The organism is Psychrobium sp. nBUS_13 (assembly GCF_051201665.1).
GTDB lineage: Bacteria > Pseudomonadota > Gammaproteobacteria > Enterobacterales > Psychrobiaceae > Psychrobium.
Genome location: NZ_CP179210.1, coordinates 174,526 through 191,572 on the forward strand (window position 1 = coordinate 174,526; position 17,047 = coordinate 191,572).

Annotated in this window: 15 protein-coding genes; 5 read left to right on the top strand and 10 right to left on the bottom strand. The window is 42.6% G+C overall.

The window, feature by feature from the left end:
- Nucleotides 1-27 precede the first annotated feature (27 nt).
- Genes dapB through ilvG form a run of 6 tightly spaced genes read right to left on the bottom strand, consistent with a single transcriptional unit; the run spans nucleotide 28 to nucleotide 7,247 of the window.
- Nucleotides 28-759, bottom strand: coding sequence for a 4-hydroxy-tetrahydrodipicolinate reductase (gene dapB / locus ACMAZF_RS00825; protein ID WP_435275617.1), 732 nt, complete (start codon nucleotides 757-759; stop codon nucleotides 28-30).
- A gap of 10 nt (nucleotides 760-769) precedes the next feature.
- Complete coding sequence (locus tag ACMAZF_RS00830) at nucleotides 770-1,891, bottom strand: pyridoxal-phosphate-dependent aminotransferase family protein (RefSeq protein WP_435275618.1); 1,122 nt, start codon at nucleotides 1,889-1,891, stop codon at nucleotides 770-772.
- Nucleotides 1,892-1,903: 12 nt separating this feature from the next.
- Nucleotides 1,904-3,442 carry a threonine ammonia-lyase, biosynthetic gene (gene ilvA / locus ACMAZF_RS00835; RefSeq protein WP_435275619.1) on the bottom strand — a complete coding sequence of 513 codons (1,539 nt, stop codon included), beginning with the start codon at nucleotides 3,440-3,442 and terminating at the stop codon, nucleotides 1,904-1,906.
- A complete protein-coding gene (gene ilvD, locus ACMAZF_RS00840) occupies nucleotides 3,442-5,298 on the bottom strand; it encodes a dihydroxy-acid dehydratase (RefSeq protein ID WP_435275620.1) in 1,857 nt (618 codons plus the stop codon). Before ilvD ends, ilvA begins: the two co-directional genes overlap by 1 nt.
- Nucleotides 5,299-5,348: 50 nt before the next feature.
- Entirely contained in the window at nucleotides 5,349-5,600 is a 252-nt protein-coding gene (gene ilvM / locus ACMAZF_RS00845; protein WP_435275621.1) for an acetolactate synthase 2 small subunit, read from the bottom strand.
- Nucleotides 5,601-7,247 carry an acetolactate synthase 2 catalytic subunit gene (ilvG, locus tag ACMAZF_RS00850; protein WP_435275622.1) on the bottom strand — a complete coding sequence of 549 codons (1,647 nt, stop codon included), beginning with the start codon at nucleotides 7,245-7,247 and terminating at the stop codon, nucleotides 5,601-5,603.
- Nucleotides 7,248-7,697: 450 nt separating this feature from the next.
- Between ilvG and ACMAZF_RS00855 the strand changes: the two genes are divergently transcribed.
- From ACMAZF_RS00855 to ACMAZF_RS00870, 4 genes are all read left to right on the top strand, one after another.
- Nucleotides 7,698-9,203 (top strand): YifB family Mg chelatase-like AAA ATPase, encoded by a 1,506-nt coding sequence (locus ACMAZF_RS00855; RefSeq protein ID WP_435275623.1) that lies wholly within the window; start codon nucleotides 7,698-7,700, stop codon nucleotides 9,201-9,203.
- A 62-nt stretch (nucleotides 9,204-9,265) separates the two neighbouring features.
- The gene (locus ACMAZF_RS00860; RefSeq protein WP_435275624.1) at nucleotides 9,266-9,622 is read left to right on the top strand and encodes a RidA family protein; all 357 of its coding nucleotides are present in this window, start codon (nucleotides 9,266-9,268) and stop codon (nucleotides 9,620-9,622) included.
- 2 nt (nucleotides 9,623-9,624) lie between these two features.
- Entirely contained in the window at nucleotides 9,625-10,527 is a 903-nt protein-coding gene (locus tag ACMAZF_RS00865; protein ID WP_435275625.1) for a LysR family transcriptional regulator, read from the top strand.
- 58 nt (nucleotides 10,528-10,585) lie between these two features.
- Nucleotides 10,586-11,452 (top strand): acyltransferase, encoded by an 867-nt coding sequence (locus ACMAZF_RS00870; RefSeq protein WP_435275626.1) that lies wholly within the window; start codon nucleotides 10,586-10,588, stop codon nucleotides 11,450-11,452.
- Nucleotides 11,453-11,512: 60 nt separating this feature from the next.
- Here the strand turns inward: ACMAZF_RS00870 and ACMAZF_RS00875 are convergent, their stop codons facing one another.
- The 3 genes from ACMAZF_RS00875 to ACMAZF_RS00885 all read right to left on the bottom strand — a co-directional run bounded on the left by ACMAZF_RS00875 (nucleotide 11,513) and on the right by ACMAZF_RS00885 (nucleotide 13,566).
- A complete protein-coding gene (locus ACMAZF_RS00875; protein ID WP_435275627.1) occupies nucleotides 11,513-12,118 on the bottom strand; it encodes a thiol:disulfide interchange protein DsbA/DsbL in 606 nt (201 codons plus the stop codon).
- 127 nt (nucleotides 12,119-12,245) lie between these two features.
- Complete coding sequence (locus tag ACMAZF_RS00880; RefSeq protein WP_435275628.1) at nucleotides 12,246-13,253, bottom strand: serine/threonine protein kinase; 1,008 nt, start codon at nucleotides 13,251-13,253, stop codon at nucleotides 12,246-12,248.
- On the bottom strand, nucleotides 13,246-13,566 hold the full coding sequence (locus tag ACMAZF_RS00885) for a DUF3630 family protein (RefSeq protein WP_435275629.1): 321 nt from the start codon (nucleotides 13,564-13,566) through the stop codon (nucleotides 13,246-13,248). Before ACMAZF_RS00885 ends, ACMAZF_RS00880 begins: the two co-directional genes overlap by 8 nt.
- A gap of 110 nt (nucleotides 13,567-13,676) precedes the next feature.
- Here ACMAZF_RS00885 and ACMAZF_RS00890 point away from each other — a divergent pair, with 110 nt between their 5' ends.
- The gene (locus tag ACMAZF_RS00890; RefSeq protein WP_435275630.1) at nucleotides 13,677-16,412 is read left to right on the top strand and encodes an EAL domain-containing protein; all 2,736 of its coding nucleotides are present in this window, start codon (nucleotides 13,677-13,679) and stop codon (nucleotides 16,410-16,412) included.
- A 25-nt stretch (nucleotides 16,413-16,437) separates the two neighbouring features.
- Here ACMAZF_RS00890 and leuD read toward each other — a convergent pair whose 3' ends face one another.
- The gene (leuD, locus tag ACMAZF_RS00895; RefSeq protein ID WP_435275631.1) at nucleotides 16,438-17,037 is read right to left on the bottom strand and encodes a 3-isopropylmalate dehydratase small subunit; all 600 of its coding nucleotides are present in this window, start codon (nucleotides 17,035-17,037) and stop codon (nucleotides 16,438-16,440) included.
- Between the last annotated feature and the right edge of the window lie 10 nt (nucleotides 17,038-17,047).

The following is a 17,047-nucleotide window of genomic DNA, read 5'->3' on the forward strand; positions in this document are numbered from 1 at the left end:
CCATGAATACGCAGGGCGCAGTGCAGATTAATCCATCAAGTGTTCTAATCCATAAACTAGTGCATCACGCTCTACGACCTTTTTACAGGCTAATACAACGCCAGGCATGAAGGACTCACGATGTTGTGAGTTGTGTTCAATTTTCAGCGTTTCACTCAAGCCGCCAAAGAAAACGGTTTGCTGTGCAACAACGCCAGGTAGACGAATTGAGTGCAGCTTTACGCCGTGTAATTCTGCGCCGCGAGCACCTTCAAACAATTCTTTGTCGCTGGTGGTTTGCGGTGTACCAGTGCGTGCTTGGGCAATCATTTCCGCAGTGCGCAGGCCTGTGCCTGAAGGACTTTCTTCTTTTTGCGGACTATGGGCTTCAATGACTTCAACATCAGGTAGATACTTAGCGGCTTCGGCAGAGAATTTCATCATTAGCACTGCGCCGACACTAAAGTTAGGGGCGATTAAACCGCCTAGTCGTTTGTCTTGAGATAACGCTTGCAGTTCTTGTACTTGGCTTTCTAAAAATCCACTGGTACCGATAACTGGGCAAGCGCCATTATTTAGAATGGTCTTTGTATTGTCGTAACCTGCTGATGCGGCGGTAAAGTCCACGACTACTTGGGGTCTTAAACGTGTAATGGTTGCTGCTAAGTCGTCTTGATAATCAATTTCGCCTACTAAATTTAAAGCAGGATCGTTATTAATAGCATTAACTGCTTCTTTGCCCATGCGCCCATTGGCGCCGTTAACTAATACGTTAATCATAAATTTACTTTTATTTACCTAATGCAGATTTTAGTGCCGCTAAACATAACGCGACACTTTCGTTGCGCGCCGCGTAGCCCATTAAGCCTATGCGCCATGCTTTACCAGCGAGTGCGCCTAAGCCTGCACCAATTTCTAAGTTATAGTCATTGAGTAATGTTCCGCGAATGGCTGCATCATCAGCACCTTCTGGAATTACTACGGTGTTTAATTGTGGCAGTCGATGCGCTGCATCAACAATAAACTCAATACCCATTTGGGTTAAACCAGCCTTGAGTTTTTCGTGCTGTGCTTGGTGGCGAGCCCATGCGTTCTCTAAACCTTCTTCTTGTAGCATAACTAGCGACTCATGCAGTGCATATAACGAGTTTACAGGAGCCGTATGATGATAACTACGCTTTCCTTGGCCACTCCAATAACTCATCACCAGCGTTTGGTCTAGGAACCAGCTTGGTACTTTACCATCACGTTGACTTAATTTTTCAATGGCACGTGGGCTAAAGCTCACTGGGGAAATGCCCGGAACACAAGATAAACACTTTTGACTGCCAGAATAAATGGCGTCTATACCCCATTCATCGACTCGTAATTCGACGCCACCTAATGAAGTTACTGCATCAACGATAGTCAATGCATCGTGTTCTTGAGCTAGCGCACATAAGGTTTTTGCATCAGATAATGCACCCGTTGACGTCTCTGCATGAACAAAAGCTAAGAACTTTGCATCAGGATGATCTTGTAGCGCTTGTGTTACTTTATCAACAGAAACAGGGTGACCCCACTTGTCATTAATCACAACAGCTGTAGCGCCTAAGCGTTCTACATTTTCCACCATGCGCATGCCAAACACACCGTTAACACAAACAATCACTTTGTCTTGTGGTTCAACTAAGTTAACAAAACAGGTTTCCATGCCTGCACTACCAGGTGCTGATACCGCAATAGTAAATTCGTTTTTGGTCTGAAACGCATATTGAAGGAGACTTTTTACTTCATCCATCATTCCAACAAATTCTGGATCCAAATGACCAATAGTAGGACGGCCTAGTGCTTGCAATACGCGTGGTGATACATCACTTGGCCCAGGTCCCATTAACGTGCGTGGCGTTGGATGAAATGATGAAATTGTCATGAAATAAGTCCTTTAATGGGTTAAAAATAAATTGTAAACAGGGTTATCACTTTCGTTTTTATATTGATACCCAAGTTGTTCTAAATGCTCGATAAAGTCCTCGTATTGCTCATCTGGCAATTCGAATCCTGCTAATACTCTGCCAAAAGCAGCGCCATGATTACGATAGTGGAATAAGGTTATATTCCAATTCTCCCCCAGCGTCGCTAAGAAGTTTGTTAATGCGCCGGGACATTCTGGAAACTCAAAGCTAAAGAGCTTTTCTTGCACCATCTCCTGAGGACGGCCGCCCACCATATAACGAACGTGTAATTTTGCCAATTCATTATGTGATAAGTCTTGTGCGGGATAGCCCTGTTCGGTCAAGTTATTAATGGTTGAGTTGAGTTCTGTTTCACCGTTGGCGAGACGTAAACCAACAAAAATACTCGCGTTACGGCGATTGGCAAAGCGGTAATTAAACTCGGTAATAGGTCGACCATCTAAAATTTGGCAAAAACGGCGAAAGCTGCCTTTTTTCTCAGGAATAGTAACGGCAAGCACACCTTCTTTTTGCTCGCCTAATTCACAGCGTTCAGAGACATAACGTAGGCCATGAAAATTAACATTGGCGCCCGATAAAATGGCGACAAGATGCTGATGCTCAACATTGTATTGGGCGCAGTATTTCTTTAAACCCGCTAACGCTAATGCGCCAGAAGGTTCGGCGATAGCGCGAGTATCTTCAAAAATGTCTTTAACTGCAGCACAGATTTCATCGCTTGATACCGTAATCATTTCGTCAACATAATCTTTGGCGAGCCTAAAGGGTTCATCGCCAATACGTTTAACGGCAACACCATCGGCAAATAAACCGACACGATCTAAATCTGTTGGTTGTCCTGCTTCTAAAGCAGCACACAAGCAGGCTGAATCTTGGGATTCTACGCCGATAATCTTGATATCGGGACGTACCATTTTTAAATACACGGCAACGCCAGCGATTAAGCCACCACCGCCAACAGGAACGAACACTTGATTGATTTTGCGATGTTGTTGCAATAACTCCATCGCGACAGTGCCTTGACCAGCGATGACATCTTCATCATCAAAGGGAGGAACAAATACGCGTCCTTCAATATTTGAGAGTTCTTTGGCGTGAGCATAGGCTTGGTCAAAGTTATCGCCATGTAAAACGACATGACCACCGTGTAATTTAACGGACTCTACTTTGATGTCAGGTGTCGTACGAGGCATGACGATGGTGGCGGTTGTTTTTTTACGTGTTGCAGATAACGCGACACCCTGAGCATGATTTCCAGCAGATGCGGTGACAACGCCACAGGCTAGCTGCTCGTCAGTCAACTGAGCAATTTTGTTATAAGCCCCACGTAGCTTGAAGCTAAATACTGGCTGTTTGTCTTCACGTTTTAACAAAATTGTATTGTTTAAACGTGTTGATAACTTTGCTAGTGAATCCAATGGCGTCACTATGGCGGCGTCATAAACAGGGGCTTGGAGGATTTTTGTCAAATAATCCAAGCCGCTCAGTGGTTTTATCTGCTGCGTCATTAGTCTTCCTTGTCAAGCAGAGCGGTATTTCTGACCGCACCTTTATCTGCGCTGGTGGCTAACATCGCATAGGCTTTCAATGCTGTTGTTAATGGGCGAACTCGTGATACAGGTTGCCACGCGGCTTTGCCCTTTGCATTCATTGTAACGCGGCGCTCAGCAAGGGCTTCGTCGCTAATCTTGATGGCAATAGAGCGCTTAGGAATATCGATATCGATGATATCGCCTTCTTCAACCAGTGCAATATCACCGCCATTAGCGGCTTCAGGTGATACGTGACCGATTGATAAACCCGATGTACCACCCGAGAAGCGACCATCGGTGATTAATGCACAAGCTTTACCTAGCCCCATCGACTTCAGGTACGTTGTTGGATACAGCATTTCCTGCATGCCTGGACCGCCTTTCGGGCCTTCATAACGGATAATGACGACATCACCAGCGACAATTTTTCCACCTAGAATGCCTTCAACTGCGCTGTCTTGGCTTTCAAATATTCGAGCAGGGCCGGTAAATGTTAGATTGTCATCATCAACACCTGCTGTTTTAACAATACAGCCATCTTGGGCAAGGTTGCCGGATAATACAGCGAGACCACCTTCTAAACTAAAGGCATTTTCAAGACTGCGAATACAGCCGTTTTCGCGATCATCGTCTAGAGTATCCCAGCGACAAGACTGGCTGAAGGCTTTGGTTGTTCTGATGCCTGCAGGGCCAGCGCGGTAAAAATCTTTAACGGCTTGGTCTTGGGTAATGGTGATATCGTATTGCTCGATAATTTGAGCTAATGATAATCCCAACATACTGCGAACTTCGGTGTGTAGTAATCCAGCGCGGGCTAGTTCACCTAGGATAGAAACAATACCGCCAGCACGATGGACATCTTCCATGTGATAGTCAGGCGTTGATGGCGCGACTTTACACAACTGAGGTACTTGGCGTGATAAGCGATCGATATCGTCCATCGTAAAATCGACATCGCCTTCTAGCGCGATGGCTAATAGATGTAATACCGTGTTGGTTGACCCCCCCATTGCGATATCAAGCGTCATCGCGTTTTCAAACGCTTTTTTCGTTGCGATAGCACGTGGCAAGGCGAGCGGATCATCATTTTTATAAAATGCTTCACACATATCCATAATGCGTTTTCCGGCGTTTAAGAAAAGCGCTTCACGATCACTATGGGTTGCTAATAATGAACCATTGCCCGGCTGTGCTAAACCTAACGCTTCCGCCAAACAGTTCATTGAGTTGGCAGTAAACATGCCAGAACAAGAGCCACAAGTAGGGCAGGCACTACGCTCGATTTGATCGCTTTGCTCATCGGATACGTTTTTATCGGCGCCTTGAATCATCGCATCGACTAAATCGAGTTTAATAATTTGCTCTGAAAGCTTAGTCTTACCCGCTTCCATCGGGCCACCAGAAACGAAAATAACCGGGATGTTTAGACGCATTGCCGCCATTAACATGCCGGGGGTAATCTTGTCACAGTTGGAAATACACACCATGGCATCGGCACAGTGCGCGTTCACCATGTATTCCACAGAATCAGCAATGAGTTCACGTGATGGCAAGCTATAAAGCATGCCGCTGTGACCCATAGCGATACCGTCATCAACAGCAATAGTATTAAATTCTTTTGCAACACCACCTGCGTCTTCAATAGCGCCCGCTACCAACTGCCCCATATCTTTTAAGTGGACATGACCTGGTACGAATTGAGTAAACGAGTTTACTACCGCAACAATTGGCTTACCAAAATCATTATCCGTCATGCCTGTTGCTCGCCACAGTGCGCGAGCACCTGCCATATTACGCCCTTGAGTACTGGTTGCTGATCTTAGTTTTGCCATGATAATTCCTACTTATTTGCGGAGTTCCGCTCATTAATTTTTAAATTTGGTTATGCGCTTTTAGACGTTTGCATCATATTCAGTTCGGTGACGTCTTTAACGTCAACCAGCTTAGCTAACTGGTTGGTAAGCAAGTGCAGTGCACGTTGGCTACTAACGGTGAGTATCAGTTCACCGTCTTCATGCCGCCAATTGAGTTGATCGATTTGATAGCCACGATGACGAACGACACGAAGTACGCGCTCTAAGACTTCAGGTGATTGATTCACAACAAGCTTAAGTTGATGTTGAGCTAATGACATTTATACTTTCTCCATCATATCGGCGTTTGAAGCACCAGGTGGAACCAGTGGCCATACGTTATCGGCTTCATTGATACGTACGTGCAATAAGAATGCGCCGTTGCTGTTAATCATTTCATCCAGCGCTGGCTCAACGTCTGCTTGCATGGTGATAGTTCGTGCTTGAATATTAAAGGCCGACGCGAGTGTGACAAAATCTGGATTATCAGTAAGTATGGTTTCACTGTAGCGCTCTTCAAAAAACAGCTGTTGCCACTGGCGCACCATGCCTAAGCGCTGGTTATCAATTAGGACGATTTTAACGTTGAGTTGTTCACGTTTTATAGTGCCAAGTTCTTGAACGTTCATCATGAAAGAGCCGTCACCTGATACGACAACCACAGGATCTTGGCGACCACGAGCGTGTCGGGCGCCGATAGCAGCAGGTAGTCCGAAACCCATAGTGCCGAGGCCTGAGCTTGATAAGTGATTTTCAGGGCGGGTAAAATTCATATGTTGAGCAACCCACATTTGGTGCTGTCCAACATCACAGCTCACAACGGCGTTACTTGGTAGTTTTTCAGAGAGTTGATTAAGCAATTTAGGGGCGTAGATGCTGCGGTACGGTGCATCGTAGTTCCAATTATATTGCACTTTAAGATCACGACAATATTGCTGCCATTCGTGAATGCTCAATGTCGTTGTTAGTGCAGGTAAAATATCTTTTAAATCACCACACAGTGATACATCTGATTGGCGTAATTTATTGATTTCAGCAGGGTCGATATCGATATGTAAAACACGGGCATTAGAAGCAAAGCTTTCTAAGCGACCTGTCACACGATCATCAAAACGCGCGCCAATAACCACTAACAAATCACATTCGTGTACACATAGGTTTGCTGCTTTAGTACCGTGCATGCCTAACATGCCTAACGCATATGGTTTTGAGTTAGGAATAGCACCAATGCCTTTAAGCGTGGTTACAGACGGAATACCTGTCGCATCAACAAAGCGTTGTAGTTCATCAACCGCGTTAGCCATGCCAACGCCGCCGCCAACGTATAAAATAGGCTGTTTAGCGTTTGCTAATAGCTGTTTTGCTGCTTCTAAGCGCTCATCATCATATTCGGCAATAGGGTCTTTGCTAGAAATAGCCAGTGCTGCTTCAACTTCGGCCAATTGAATGTCTTTTGGGATATCAACAAGCACTGGGCCTGGACGACCAGATTTAGCAACGGTAAACGCTTGCTGCAATACATTAGCGAGCTCATCTTTGTCGGTTACCATGAAACTGTGCTTGGTGCAGGCAAGTGATAACCCTAAAACGTCCATTTCCTGGAAGGCGTCAGTACCGATTACAGCTGAGGTGACTTGTCCGGTGATGGCTACAATGGGAACTGAATCCATGTAAGCATCGGCGAGACCAGTAATGAGGTTGGTGGCACCCGGGCCAGATGTGGCGATACAAACACCGACCTTGCCACTCGCTCGCGCATAACCAAGCGCAGAGAATGCTGCTCCTTGCTCATGACGACAAAGGACGTGTTTTAAGCCACCGTCGTATAATGCATCGTAGACAGGCATGATAGCCCCGCCGGGATAGCCAAATACGGTTGTGATCCCTTCTTGCTTTAAATAACTAACTAATAAATCTGCGCCGCGCATTTTGTATTATCCATTGCTATTGATATAAAAAAACCCCCGAAACTTGCGTGTCGGGGGTTTTATGTAATTCGCTTGGCTTAATTAAGCACTAGCTCCCCGACGCTGTGGTGCAATGACCACGACGATAATGTTAATAATCAGGACTAGCTTGTTAATTAAGCGCATGTAAAAATTCTCTTACAGCCCGTTAGGGGCTTATTGGAATCTAAATTGTTGACAAGTTGTATCACGATGATTTTGTAAACACAACCAAGTATTAATAACTATTTTTTAACACTTGATGATTATCGGTATAGAACAGTTTACTTATGCCTACAAAACAACGGTATAGCATTCGAGTTATCTTTAGTATTAATGCTGTTTATTTTAGGTCTAGCGCGATAGCTGAGGGCGAAAGGGCAATAGATGTTCTATTCTTGTTACCTAATGGACTATTTAGGATTGAACAAAATGTCACTAGCTGTCGTCTATAGTCGTGCCAAGGTTGGGGTTGAAGCGCCGCTTGTTAATGTTGAGGTACATTTAAGCAATGGATTACCTGCTTTTTCTATTGTTGGCTTGCCTGAAGCTTCCGTTCGAGAATCTCGAGATAGAGTGCGCAGTGCACTCATTAATGCTGGATTTGAGTTTCCTGCTAAGCGTATTACCGTCAACTTGGCGCCAGCTGATTTACCCAAAGAAGGAGGGCGCTTTGACTTAGCTATTGCGATTGGTATTTTGGCGGCTTCCGATCAAGTGCCAACACAACTTATTTCAGGCTATGAATTTTACGGCGAACTTGCGTTGTCGGGGGCGCTGCGTAAAGTCTTAGGTATTCTCCCTGCGGCGCTCGCGGCTAATAAAGTAAAGCGGCAAGTCATTGCATCGGCGCAAAATCAACACGAACTCGCATTACTGGAAAACCCTGAAAACAAAGTCGCCAGTCAATTATTAGAAGTAACGGCATTTTTGCATGGCCAGCATGCGTTAGAAACACCGCAATCTATGGTAGAGCCAATGGTGACTGAGCAATTAGACTTGCAAGATGTGATTGGGCAACCATTCGCTAAACGGGCGTTAGAAATAGCGGCAGCTGGTGGCCACAACGTGCTATTTGTGGGGCCTCCGGGAACAGGAAAGACCATGTTAGCCAGTCGATTGCCAACGATTTTACCTCAACTAACCATGGAGGAAGCGTTAGAAGTTGCCGCTGTGCATTCAACGTGTGGCGTATCCGTTTCTCAGCAGGGATGGCGGATACCGCCTTTTCGTTCTCCCCACCATTCCAGTTCGTCGGTTGCTTTGGTTGGTGGAGGCAGCAATCCGCGCCCGGGAGATATTTCATTAGCGCATCGCGGTGTTCTATTTTTAGATGAAATGACTGAATTTGAACGCAAGGTACTCGACTCTCTGCGAGAGCCAATGGAATCGGGCAATATTTCAATTTCACGGGCAGCGGGTAAAGTCACTTTTCCCGCTAACTTCCAGCTGGTGGGGGCATTAAATCCGAGCCCTTGTGGTGAAGTGGGAGAACATAGCCGCAGTACTCCCGATCAAATTTTAAAATACCTATCGAAAATTTCTGGCCCTTTTCTTGACCGCTTTGATCTCACCATCGATGTGCCGCGACTGCCTCAAGGGACTATGTCGGATAAAACGCTGGGTGAATCTAGTGCAACAGTACGAGAGCGAGTTAATGCGGCGCGAGAAATCATGCAACTAAGGCAACAAAAGCCAAACGCGCATTTGTCAGGAAATTCGTTATCCTGTTATTGCATACTCACCGACGATGATAGTCAGTTTTTGGAAATGGCCATTGAAAAATTACATTTGTCGATGCGAGCTTATCATCGCATTCTAAAAGTAGCCCGAACCATTGCAGATCTCAGTGGGCATGAGGCGGTTAATCGGCAACATCTGTCGGAAGCATTAGGCTATCGGGCAATGGATCGGCTCCTCAGTAGCTTACGAAATTAAGCGCTGTTTTTACGGGTTATATTCTTGTTAGACTAAGCTCATATTATTTATAAGGTATTATTATGATTGAGCGTATTGAAACAAAACAACGAATGAGCCGTATTGTTAAACACAACGGTACAATTTATTTATGTGGTCAAGTGTGTGCAGACGCGACTCAAGACATCACCCATCAAACCCAAACGGTGTTGGATAAAGTAGATGAGTTGTTAGTGAAAGCGGGTAGCGACCGTCACCACATGTTATCAGCCACTATTTATATCAAAGAGATGACAGATTTTGCAGCAATGAATGCTGTGTGGGACGCTTGGGTACCAGAAGGTGTAGCACCTGCAAGAGCTTGTGTGCAGGCTAGTATGGCACGTGAAGCATTGCTTGTTGAAATTTCTGTCGTTGCTGCTGAAATCACCAAGGATTAATCATGATTACTGATAGTAAGATGCTCGATGGTGTGGTGATTTTTTCACAAGTGGTAACCAATGGTAGCTTTACCAAAACAGCTGACAAAACTGGCCATTCGACATCCTATATCAGTAAAGAAGTAAACAAGTTGGAATCTCGATTAGGGGTTCGCTTGTTAAACCGCACGACGCGAACTCTAAAATTAACCCCTGAAGGCGAGTTGTATTATCAACAATGCTTACAGGTTCTCGAGGATTTATCAGAAGTCGAACAAGCCTTAGATGGTGCTAAAACGGAGCCGCAAGGGACGCTTAAAATTAGCTGCCCCGTGAGCTTTGGTGCTTCTAAATTTGGCCCTATATTCACTCAGTTTTTACTAAAATATCCACAAGTTAATCTCGATATCGAATTGTCAGATACCAAAGTTGATATTATCGAAGATGGCTATGATTTAGTGATTAGAGCCTCAGGTAGTTTGGAAGACTCAAATTTGATTTGTAAGCGAATTATGAGTTCAACAGATGTGACTATCGCTTCGCCAGACTATATTCAACGCAAAGGAATGCCTAAACATCCAAATGAACTCATTGAGCATGACATCATTGGTTATAAAAATTCACCACAACCAAAAGTGTGGGATTTTGTTGCCCACAATGGTGAAAAGATTGTCGTAAAAATGGAGCCCCGTATAATTTCTAATTTATCCGAAATGAAAGTTGAATTTTGTTTAGCGGGCTTAGGAATAACACGATTACCGATTATTAATGTTTTGGATGAACTGAAAAGTGGCCAATTAGTCGAAGTGTTTCCAGATTACGAAAATTACAAGATAGATTGCTTTTTAGTCTACCCAAGCCGTAAGTATATGTCGGCGAAAGTCCGTTGTTTTATTGATTTTTTTACGCAATCCGTAAAGGAATAAACAGTTGTTTGATTATTAGTGAATCGGTAATATTATGCTTCTTTCTTAAGGAGCTAATATGTCGTTTATTAATGGGATTTTGTCTGGACTTGGTTACATTGTTAATACTATTTTTTGGTTTATCCCTATTTTCTTATTGGGGATTTTAAAGCTTCTGCCAATTAAGCCATTGCAACAGGTGCTGAGTTATATTATTGACGGGTGCGCGAGTGGCTGGATCAAAGTAAATACTGCCAATCAGCATGTATTTAGCCGCACAGTCATCAATACAAACGAGTTGCCACCATTATCAACGAAAGAATGGTATATGGTGATAGCTAATCACCAATCATGGGTTGATATTTTAGTGCTACAACGAGTGCTTGATGGCAAAGTACCTTTCTTAAAGTTTTTCTTAAAACAGCAACTAATCTTTGTGCCTATCATTGGGTTAGCGTGGTGGGCATTAGATTTTCCCTTTATGAAACGATATAGCAAAGCGCTGTTGGCAAAGAAGCCACATTTACGTGGCAAGGACGTTGCTGCGACGCAAAAATCTTGTGAAAAATTCCAACTCAAACCCGTTAGTGTTGTCAATTTTGTTGAAGGTACGCGTTTTACACCTCAAAAAAGTGCACAACAGAAAAATCCTTATCCGTCACTATTGCGCCCTAAAGCTGGTGGCTGCGCTTTTGCACTTAATGCGATGTCGGGTCGATTGAATCAGTTAGTCAATGTCACCATTGTGTACCCTAATGGCATTCCGTCTTTTGGGGACTTTATTTGTGGTCGAGTAAATGAAATCAAGCTTGAAATATCGGTTGAAGAAATTGACGCTGAATTGGTGGGTGATTACGAACATGATCCTCAATATAAAGCGCGCTTTCAACAATGGTTGAATGATAAGTGGCAAGAAAAACAGATTACGTTAAACAGACTAAAATGATTATTTAAACAAATAAAAACGCTCCATCGAGGAGCGTTTTTTACATTTATTAATGAATAATTAGTCTTTCAGCTGCACTAAGTAGTTCACTAATTTATCAAACTGTTCTTCGCTCGTAATTTTCTGATTATTCACCTGATATTTACCATTGATGATAAATGTTGGAACACCAGTAATTCGAAAACGCTTATTGTCTTGACGCATCTGATTAACCATACGTTTTAATTTGAAGCTTTTCAGACCTGCGTTAAACTTCTTTTCACTTACGCCTGCATCCATGAATAATGGCTTGATATCATTCATCGAAGCAATTGGCATACGCGTGACATGAATGGCTTGAAAGATTTTAGGTACCATGACGTCAGTGGTTTTTAGTAGCTTTGATAAGCTGTAAGCTTTAACTAGTTCTGTTCCTACTTTGCCACCTAAACTTTCTGTGTGACTTTTACGAAAGGTTACATCGCTTGGCAGTGTTTTCTTCAGGTTATTCACTAAAGGTTCGAAGCGGTAACATGATGCACACAAAAATGAGAAATATTCGACAACTTCAGGTTTCTTGCTGGCTACCTTGCTAACAACAAAATAGTCTGTGCCTTCTTTAAAGTCAGCGGCGTGAGCAAAGGTGCTCATAATAAAAGTAAAACATAATAACGCGAATTTTTTCATTGTAAGTTTTCCTAAAAAATTTTCGGATAGATTATCATCTATCGGCTAAATTACCACTGATGATAGTGGTTATTCCTGTATCAAAGATTAACAAATGTTTAATTAGTTCCGTTAAGCTTGAGCTTATTTAAAAATTAAAGTCGGGTAACGTTAACGGTGGTTCTTGTAATTGTGCTATTTGTTCTTTTAATGCCAATACTTGTTGTTCCCAATATTGTGGTGTATTAAACCATGGAAAGTTATGTGGAAATGCTGGATCGCTCCATCGCTTGGCAAGCCAGTACATGTAGTTGACCATGCGCATGGCGCGTAACGGTTCAATAAGTTGCAGTTCCTTCGTGTCAAAATCGCAGAACTCATTGTAGCCTTCTAATAACACTTCTAGTTGTAGAGACTGAGCAGCGCGATCGCCACTGAGCATCATCCATAAATCCTGAACAGCTGGCCCATTGACACTGTCATCAAGATCGACAAAATGCGGGCCATTATCAGTCCATAAAATGTTGCCGGGATGGCAATCGCCAAACAACCGCTGTTGTGTACATTGTCCAACTTCTTCAAGTTTTTTCTGGGTTAAGCTGACGATTAGATTCAATGCTGTATCAAATGGAAGTCTTAAATAATCCGGAATTTCTTCGTACCCCAGTAAAAACTTCTGTGGTTCGATCAGAAAATTTTCGCTGTTTAAGGTGACTCTTTGAGTAAAAGGTTTTGATTGTCCAACTTTATGAATGCGTCCCATAAAGCGTCCAACCCATTCAAGGTGATCGAGATTATCTACTTCAAATTGACGACCGCCACGACATTCAAATAATGCAAAATAGAAACCTTTATATTCATGGAGTGTCGTGCCATTAATCTCTAATGGCGGGATAACGGGAATTTCTTGCTCTGCAAGTTCAATACTAAAGCTATGTTCTTCGTTTATTTGCTCTCTACTCCAACGTGCTGGACGATAGAACTTCACCACATATCGGAGCTCGCCATCCCCTGTAAATTGATACACTCTGTTTTCGTAGCTATTTAACGCCATTAAACCTGACGCTGGATAAATACCGGTAGACTCGATGGCGTCTAACATGAAGTCAGGAGTCAATAATGCGTAGTCTGCGTTAATTGGATTGTCTTTATTCATAATTCTTTAATAATTGACTGATAAAGGTTAATACGTCTAAATCAGCATTGTTGTCTAGTTCGATCCAGATGCTATTGCTGTTTTCTTCGAAGGTAAGCATTAAGCGCGTATCTTCGAATTCAAAGGATACACGATGGAGATCGGCGCCTAAATCATGGCTAATGAAATGTCCATCAATAATGTCAATAAGCCATTGAGAAAAGGGTAAAAAACTGTCCCAATCGATATTGGGGTTGATTGTCTCAATGTTCAGTTGCTTGTGTGCTTTAGCTACTGTAGAGTTTATTTTAAAGGAATAATTATTTGCTAACATGGACGATTTAACGCTGGAAAAAAGAACTGATGATAGTAGCAATTAGTACTTAACCCTGTCTATGGATACGAATTTAAATCACTGCAGCTTGTTTGGAAACTTCCTGAACGATGAACGAAAATATTTTGAATGACTTGCCATTAAACGCAGGCGACAACACTAGTGTGTTAAAACAATTGTTGTCATTAAATGAGGCGGTGCTTGATAGTTCATTAACTATCCATCATATCTCTGAAGAATTACTTAACATTCTTAGCCATGGCTCACATGATATGCTAGGGCGCTCATTAAGTGATTTCATTGATGGCACAGATAGTGAATATTTGTTAGCTGTATTAGAGGCTGAAAAATCGCGGACGATTGAAATTAAATTATCATTCCCGCATGGAAATAGCCCTCAAGCTCTCTACACACTCGAATTTGAAAAGCTCACAACTAATGAAGAAAGTTGGTTATTGTTACGAAAATTCCAACAAGATGTCGTAAAAAACACAGAAAGTAACGTAATCTTTGATCATAGTGTTGTACCGCAGTTAATTATTCAGCCTGAATCAATGATGATTTTAAAAGGCAATAGCGCAGCAGATAAAGCATTTTTTCATGTCGACTTTTCATCTCATACCATCTTGTCGCAAGTCATTAATTTGCCAATATTACCGTTGGCTTCATTATTTGATCAAGTAACCCGTGAAGGTAGTGCGTTATCAGTACCTATTTTGAGTGATAACGGCGCGATAGAACATGTTAATGCCCAGTTAAATAGTATTGAATTTGAAGGACAGTCGGCTTGGTTGGTTCAGTTTGTAAAAGATTTAAATCAAGATGACATGGCGCAGCAATACGCTACGTCGCGTGAATTAACCGACGCACTGTTTGAAACAAAAGACTATGCATTATTAATGATGGATAGTTTTGGGGTGATTAGTCAGATAAATCAACCGATGTGTGAACTGCTCGGTTTAGAGCGCAACCAAGTGATCGGTCAGCGTGCTAAACAAGTGTTGCCACAACAGGTTAGTACGCTGATTTCAACATCCGAAAACTCTCAGTATAAAGTTTCGCTCAACAGCCCTTCACAAGCGTATAAATTGACCCTGCAACCGCTACGAAATAATAAAGGATATGTGCTTGGATTATTACTTGAGCTAAAGTCGACCGTCGATGACGAGCAAGGCTTGATATCAAGAGCTTATGAGGCCGCTAATAACGCAGGAAATCACGCGGTATTTATTACCGATAAAAATGGTTTCATTATCTACGTAAATACTATGTTTGAGCACCAAACAGGTTATTGTCGAGACGCTATTATTGGTGAGAGTTTTTCTATTTTAAAAGGCGATGATAGCAACGAGGATGTGATTCAAAACCTGTGGCGGACTATTAATAATAAAGATACGTGGCGAGGTGTGCTAAAACATCAACGCCAATCAGGTGCCAGTTATTGGAGTGATTTAACCATCAAACCGCTTGTTGACCGTGACGGTCAGCTTGAATGTTTTGTGGGTCTTAGCCATGACATTACGTTGCAAAAAGAAATGCAAAAGTCGGGAACTTACCTTGCTAATTATGACGTAAAAACGGGCTTGGCAAACAGTATTTTGGCCAAAGATCGTTTAGAAGGAATGATAGGTCGAGCTAGACGCCGAAAACTGATAGTTGCGGTGGTTTATCTTGATATTACGCAAATTAATGACATTGCAAAGCATTATGATGGTGAACTGTCCGATAGCGTATTATTGATTTACTGTAATAACTTACAGCGAGCTTTACGTTCAGAGGATGCTGTGGCGCGGATGTCAAATGAGCGTCTTGCAATCTTTTTACCTGATGTACCTAACGGCGAAGCATTGGATGTAGTGTCTGCTAAGATTGACCGCGTGAATCAACAGGCCATTTCAATTGGTGACAATAGCTTTAAATTCGATATTCGTCAGGGTGTTTCGTATTATCCTGAGCAGGGCTCAGATTGTGAATCTTTGTTGAAGAATGCTGAGGCGTCAATTATAAAAGCGTGGTCAACAGGCGCGCCAATTGGCTGTTTCTCACAAGGTCAAAATGATAATACGTTAATGCATTTCCAGATGCGTCGTGAAATCGATGCGATGATTGATGGCAAGCTATTCAATTTAGTGTATCAGCCGATCATCAATTTAACGGATGATTCTCTATACGGCGTTGAAGCAAAAATTCAATGGCGACATCCTCAGTATGGCATTATCGAAAATGATGATGTCTATGCCGTTGCAGAAGCATCTGGTTGTGCTCAAGAACTCGGAATGTTGGTGTTAGAACAAGTATGTATTGACGCGAGCTACTGGCAACAAAAGGGAATGGCATCAATGATGCTATCTGTAAACCTTTCCCATGGTCAGCTACGTGATAATCAAATTGCTGAGAAATTTAGCGAAGTCTTAGAGCGATATCAGATTGAGAACCATCGATTATCACTTGAGCTTCCTTTGAGTTATATTGCAACTCAATGGTTGAAACTGGATGAAATTTTACAACAGTTATCGCTCCTTGGTTTCACGCTTGAGTATGACAAATTTGGTGATCGCGGTGCTTATATTTCTGATTTAAGAAACTTCCCATTTAGTGGTATTAAGTTGACGCAAGATTATGTCTCTCAAATCGATCAAGATGTAAATACGGCGAGCTTAGTTGAAGGGATTTTATCTATGGCTTCATCGCTTAATTTAGACGCGACAGCCGTTGGTGTTAATGAATTTTCTCAAATACTTCAATTACAAGAAATGGGGTGTCGACGCGCGCAAGGTGATTTCTTAAGTCCATATACTGCACGCGATGGTATCGTAAAATTTATTCAACAAGGAATGGCCATCTAGGCCATTCCTAATTTAATATACGATATTAGCGACGCCACGCTGGAATACTTGCTTCATATTGTTCAATTTGATCAATATGTTGCAATGTCCAACCAATAGAATCTAACCCTTTTAATAAGCACTCACGTTGGAAGTCACTGATGTGAAAATCATAACGTTCACCATTCGGGGCGATTACTTGTAGCGCTTGCAAATCGACAGTTACTGTTGCGCCTTCATCCATTTGAGCAAACAGTGAATCAATTTGTGCTTCAGTTAACTTCACCGGCACCATACCGTTGTTAATAGCATTGCCATAGAAAATATCAGCAAAGCTTGATGCGATGACCGCTTTAAACCCAAAATCATCAAGTGCCCAAGGGGCATGTTCACGACTTGAGCCGCAACCAAAGTTTTCGCGGGTTAGTAAAATACTACCGCCTTTATACTGTGGCTGATTTAGCGCAAACTCAGGATTTACCTGTTCGCCAGCTTCATCAAGATAGCGCCAATCATGAAATAAATGTTGGCCAAAACCATCACGGGTTACTTTAGAAAGAAACTGCTTAGGGATGATTTGGTCTGTATCAATATTGGCGATATCTAATGGGATCACAAGGCCAGTATGTTGTTTAAATTCGTTCATTATTTTCTAA

Bases quoted from the DNA above. Each gene is read 5' to 3' on its own strand.
- dapB (WP_435275617.1), bottom strand. From the start codon at position 759: ATGATTAACGTATTAGTTAACGGCGCCAATGGGCGCATGGGCAAAGAA.
- ACMAZF_RS00830 (WP_435275618.1), bottom strand. From the start codon at position 1,891: ATGACAATTTCATCATTTCATCCAACGCCACGCACGTTAATGGGACCT.
- ilvA (WP_435275619.1), bottom strand. From the start codon at position 3,442: ATGACGCAGCAGATAAAACCACTGAGCGGCTTGGATTATTTGACAAAA.
- ilvD (WP_435275620.1), bottom strand. From the start codon at position 5,298: ATGGCAAAACTAAGATCAGCAACCAGTACTCAAGGGCGTAATATGGCA.
- ilvM (WP_435275621.1), bottom strand. From the start codon at position 5,600: ATGTCATTAGCTCAACATCAACTTAAGCTTGTTGTGAATCAATCACCT.
- ilvG (WP_435275622.1), bottom strand. From the start codon at position 7,247: ATGCGCGGCGCAGATTTATTAGTTAGTTATTTAAAGCAAGAAGGGATC.
- ACMAZF_RS00855 (WP_435275623.1), top strand. From the start codon at position 7,698: ATGTCACTAGCTGTCGTCTATAGTCGTGCCAAGGTTGGGGTTGAAGCG.
- ACMAZF_RS00860 (WP_435275624.1), top strand. From the start codon at position 9,266: ATGATTGAGCGTATTGAAACAAAACAACGAATGAGCCGTATTGTTAAA.
- ACMAZF_RS00865 (WP_435275625.1), top strand. From the start codon at position 9,625: ATGATTACTGATAGTAAGATGCTCGATGGTGTGGTGATTTTTTCACAA.
- ACMAZF_RS00870 (WP_435275626.1), top strand. From the start codon at position 10,586: ATGTCGTTTATTAATGGGATTTTGTCTGGACTTGGTTACATTGTTAAT.
- ACMAZF_RS00875 (WP_435275627.1), bottom strand. From the start codon at position 12,118: ATGAAAAAATTCGCGTTATTATGTTTTACTTTTATTATGAGCACCTTT.
- ACMAZF_RS00880 (WP_435275628.1), bottom strand. From the start codon at position 13,253: ATGAATAAAGACAATCCAATTAACGCAGACTACGCATTATTGACTCCT.
- ACMAZF_RS00885 (WP_435275629.1), bottom strand. From the start codon at position 13,566: ATGTTAGCAAATAATTATTCCTTTAAAATAAACTCTACAGTAGCTAAA.
- ACMAZF_RS00890 (WP_435275630.1), top strand. From the start codon at position 13,677: ATGAACGAAAATATTTTGAATGACTTGCCATTAAACGCAGGCGACAAC.
- leuD (WP_435275631.1), bottom strand. From the start codon at position 17,037: ATGAACGAATTTAAACAACATACTGGCCTTGTGATCCCATTAGATATC.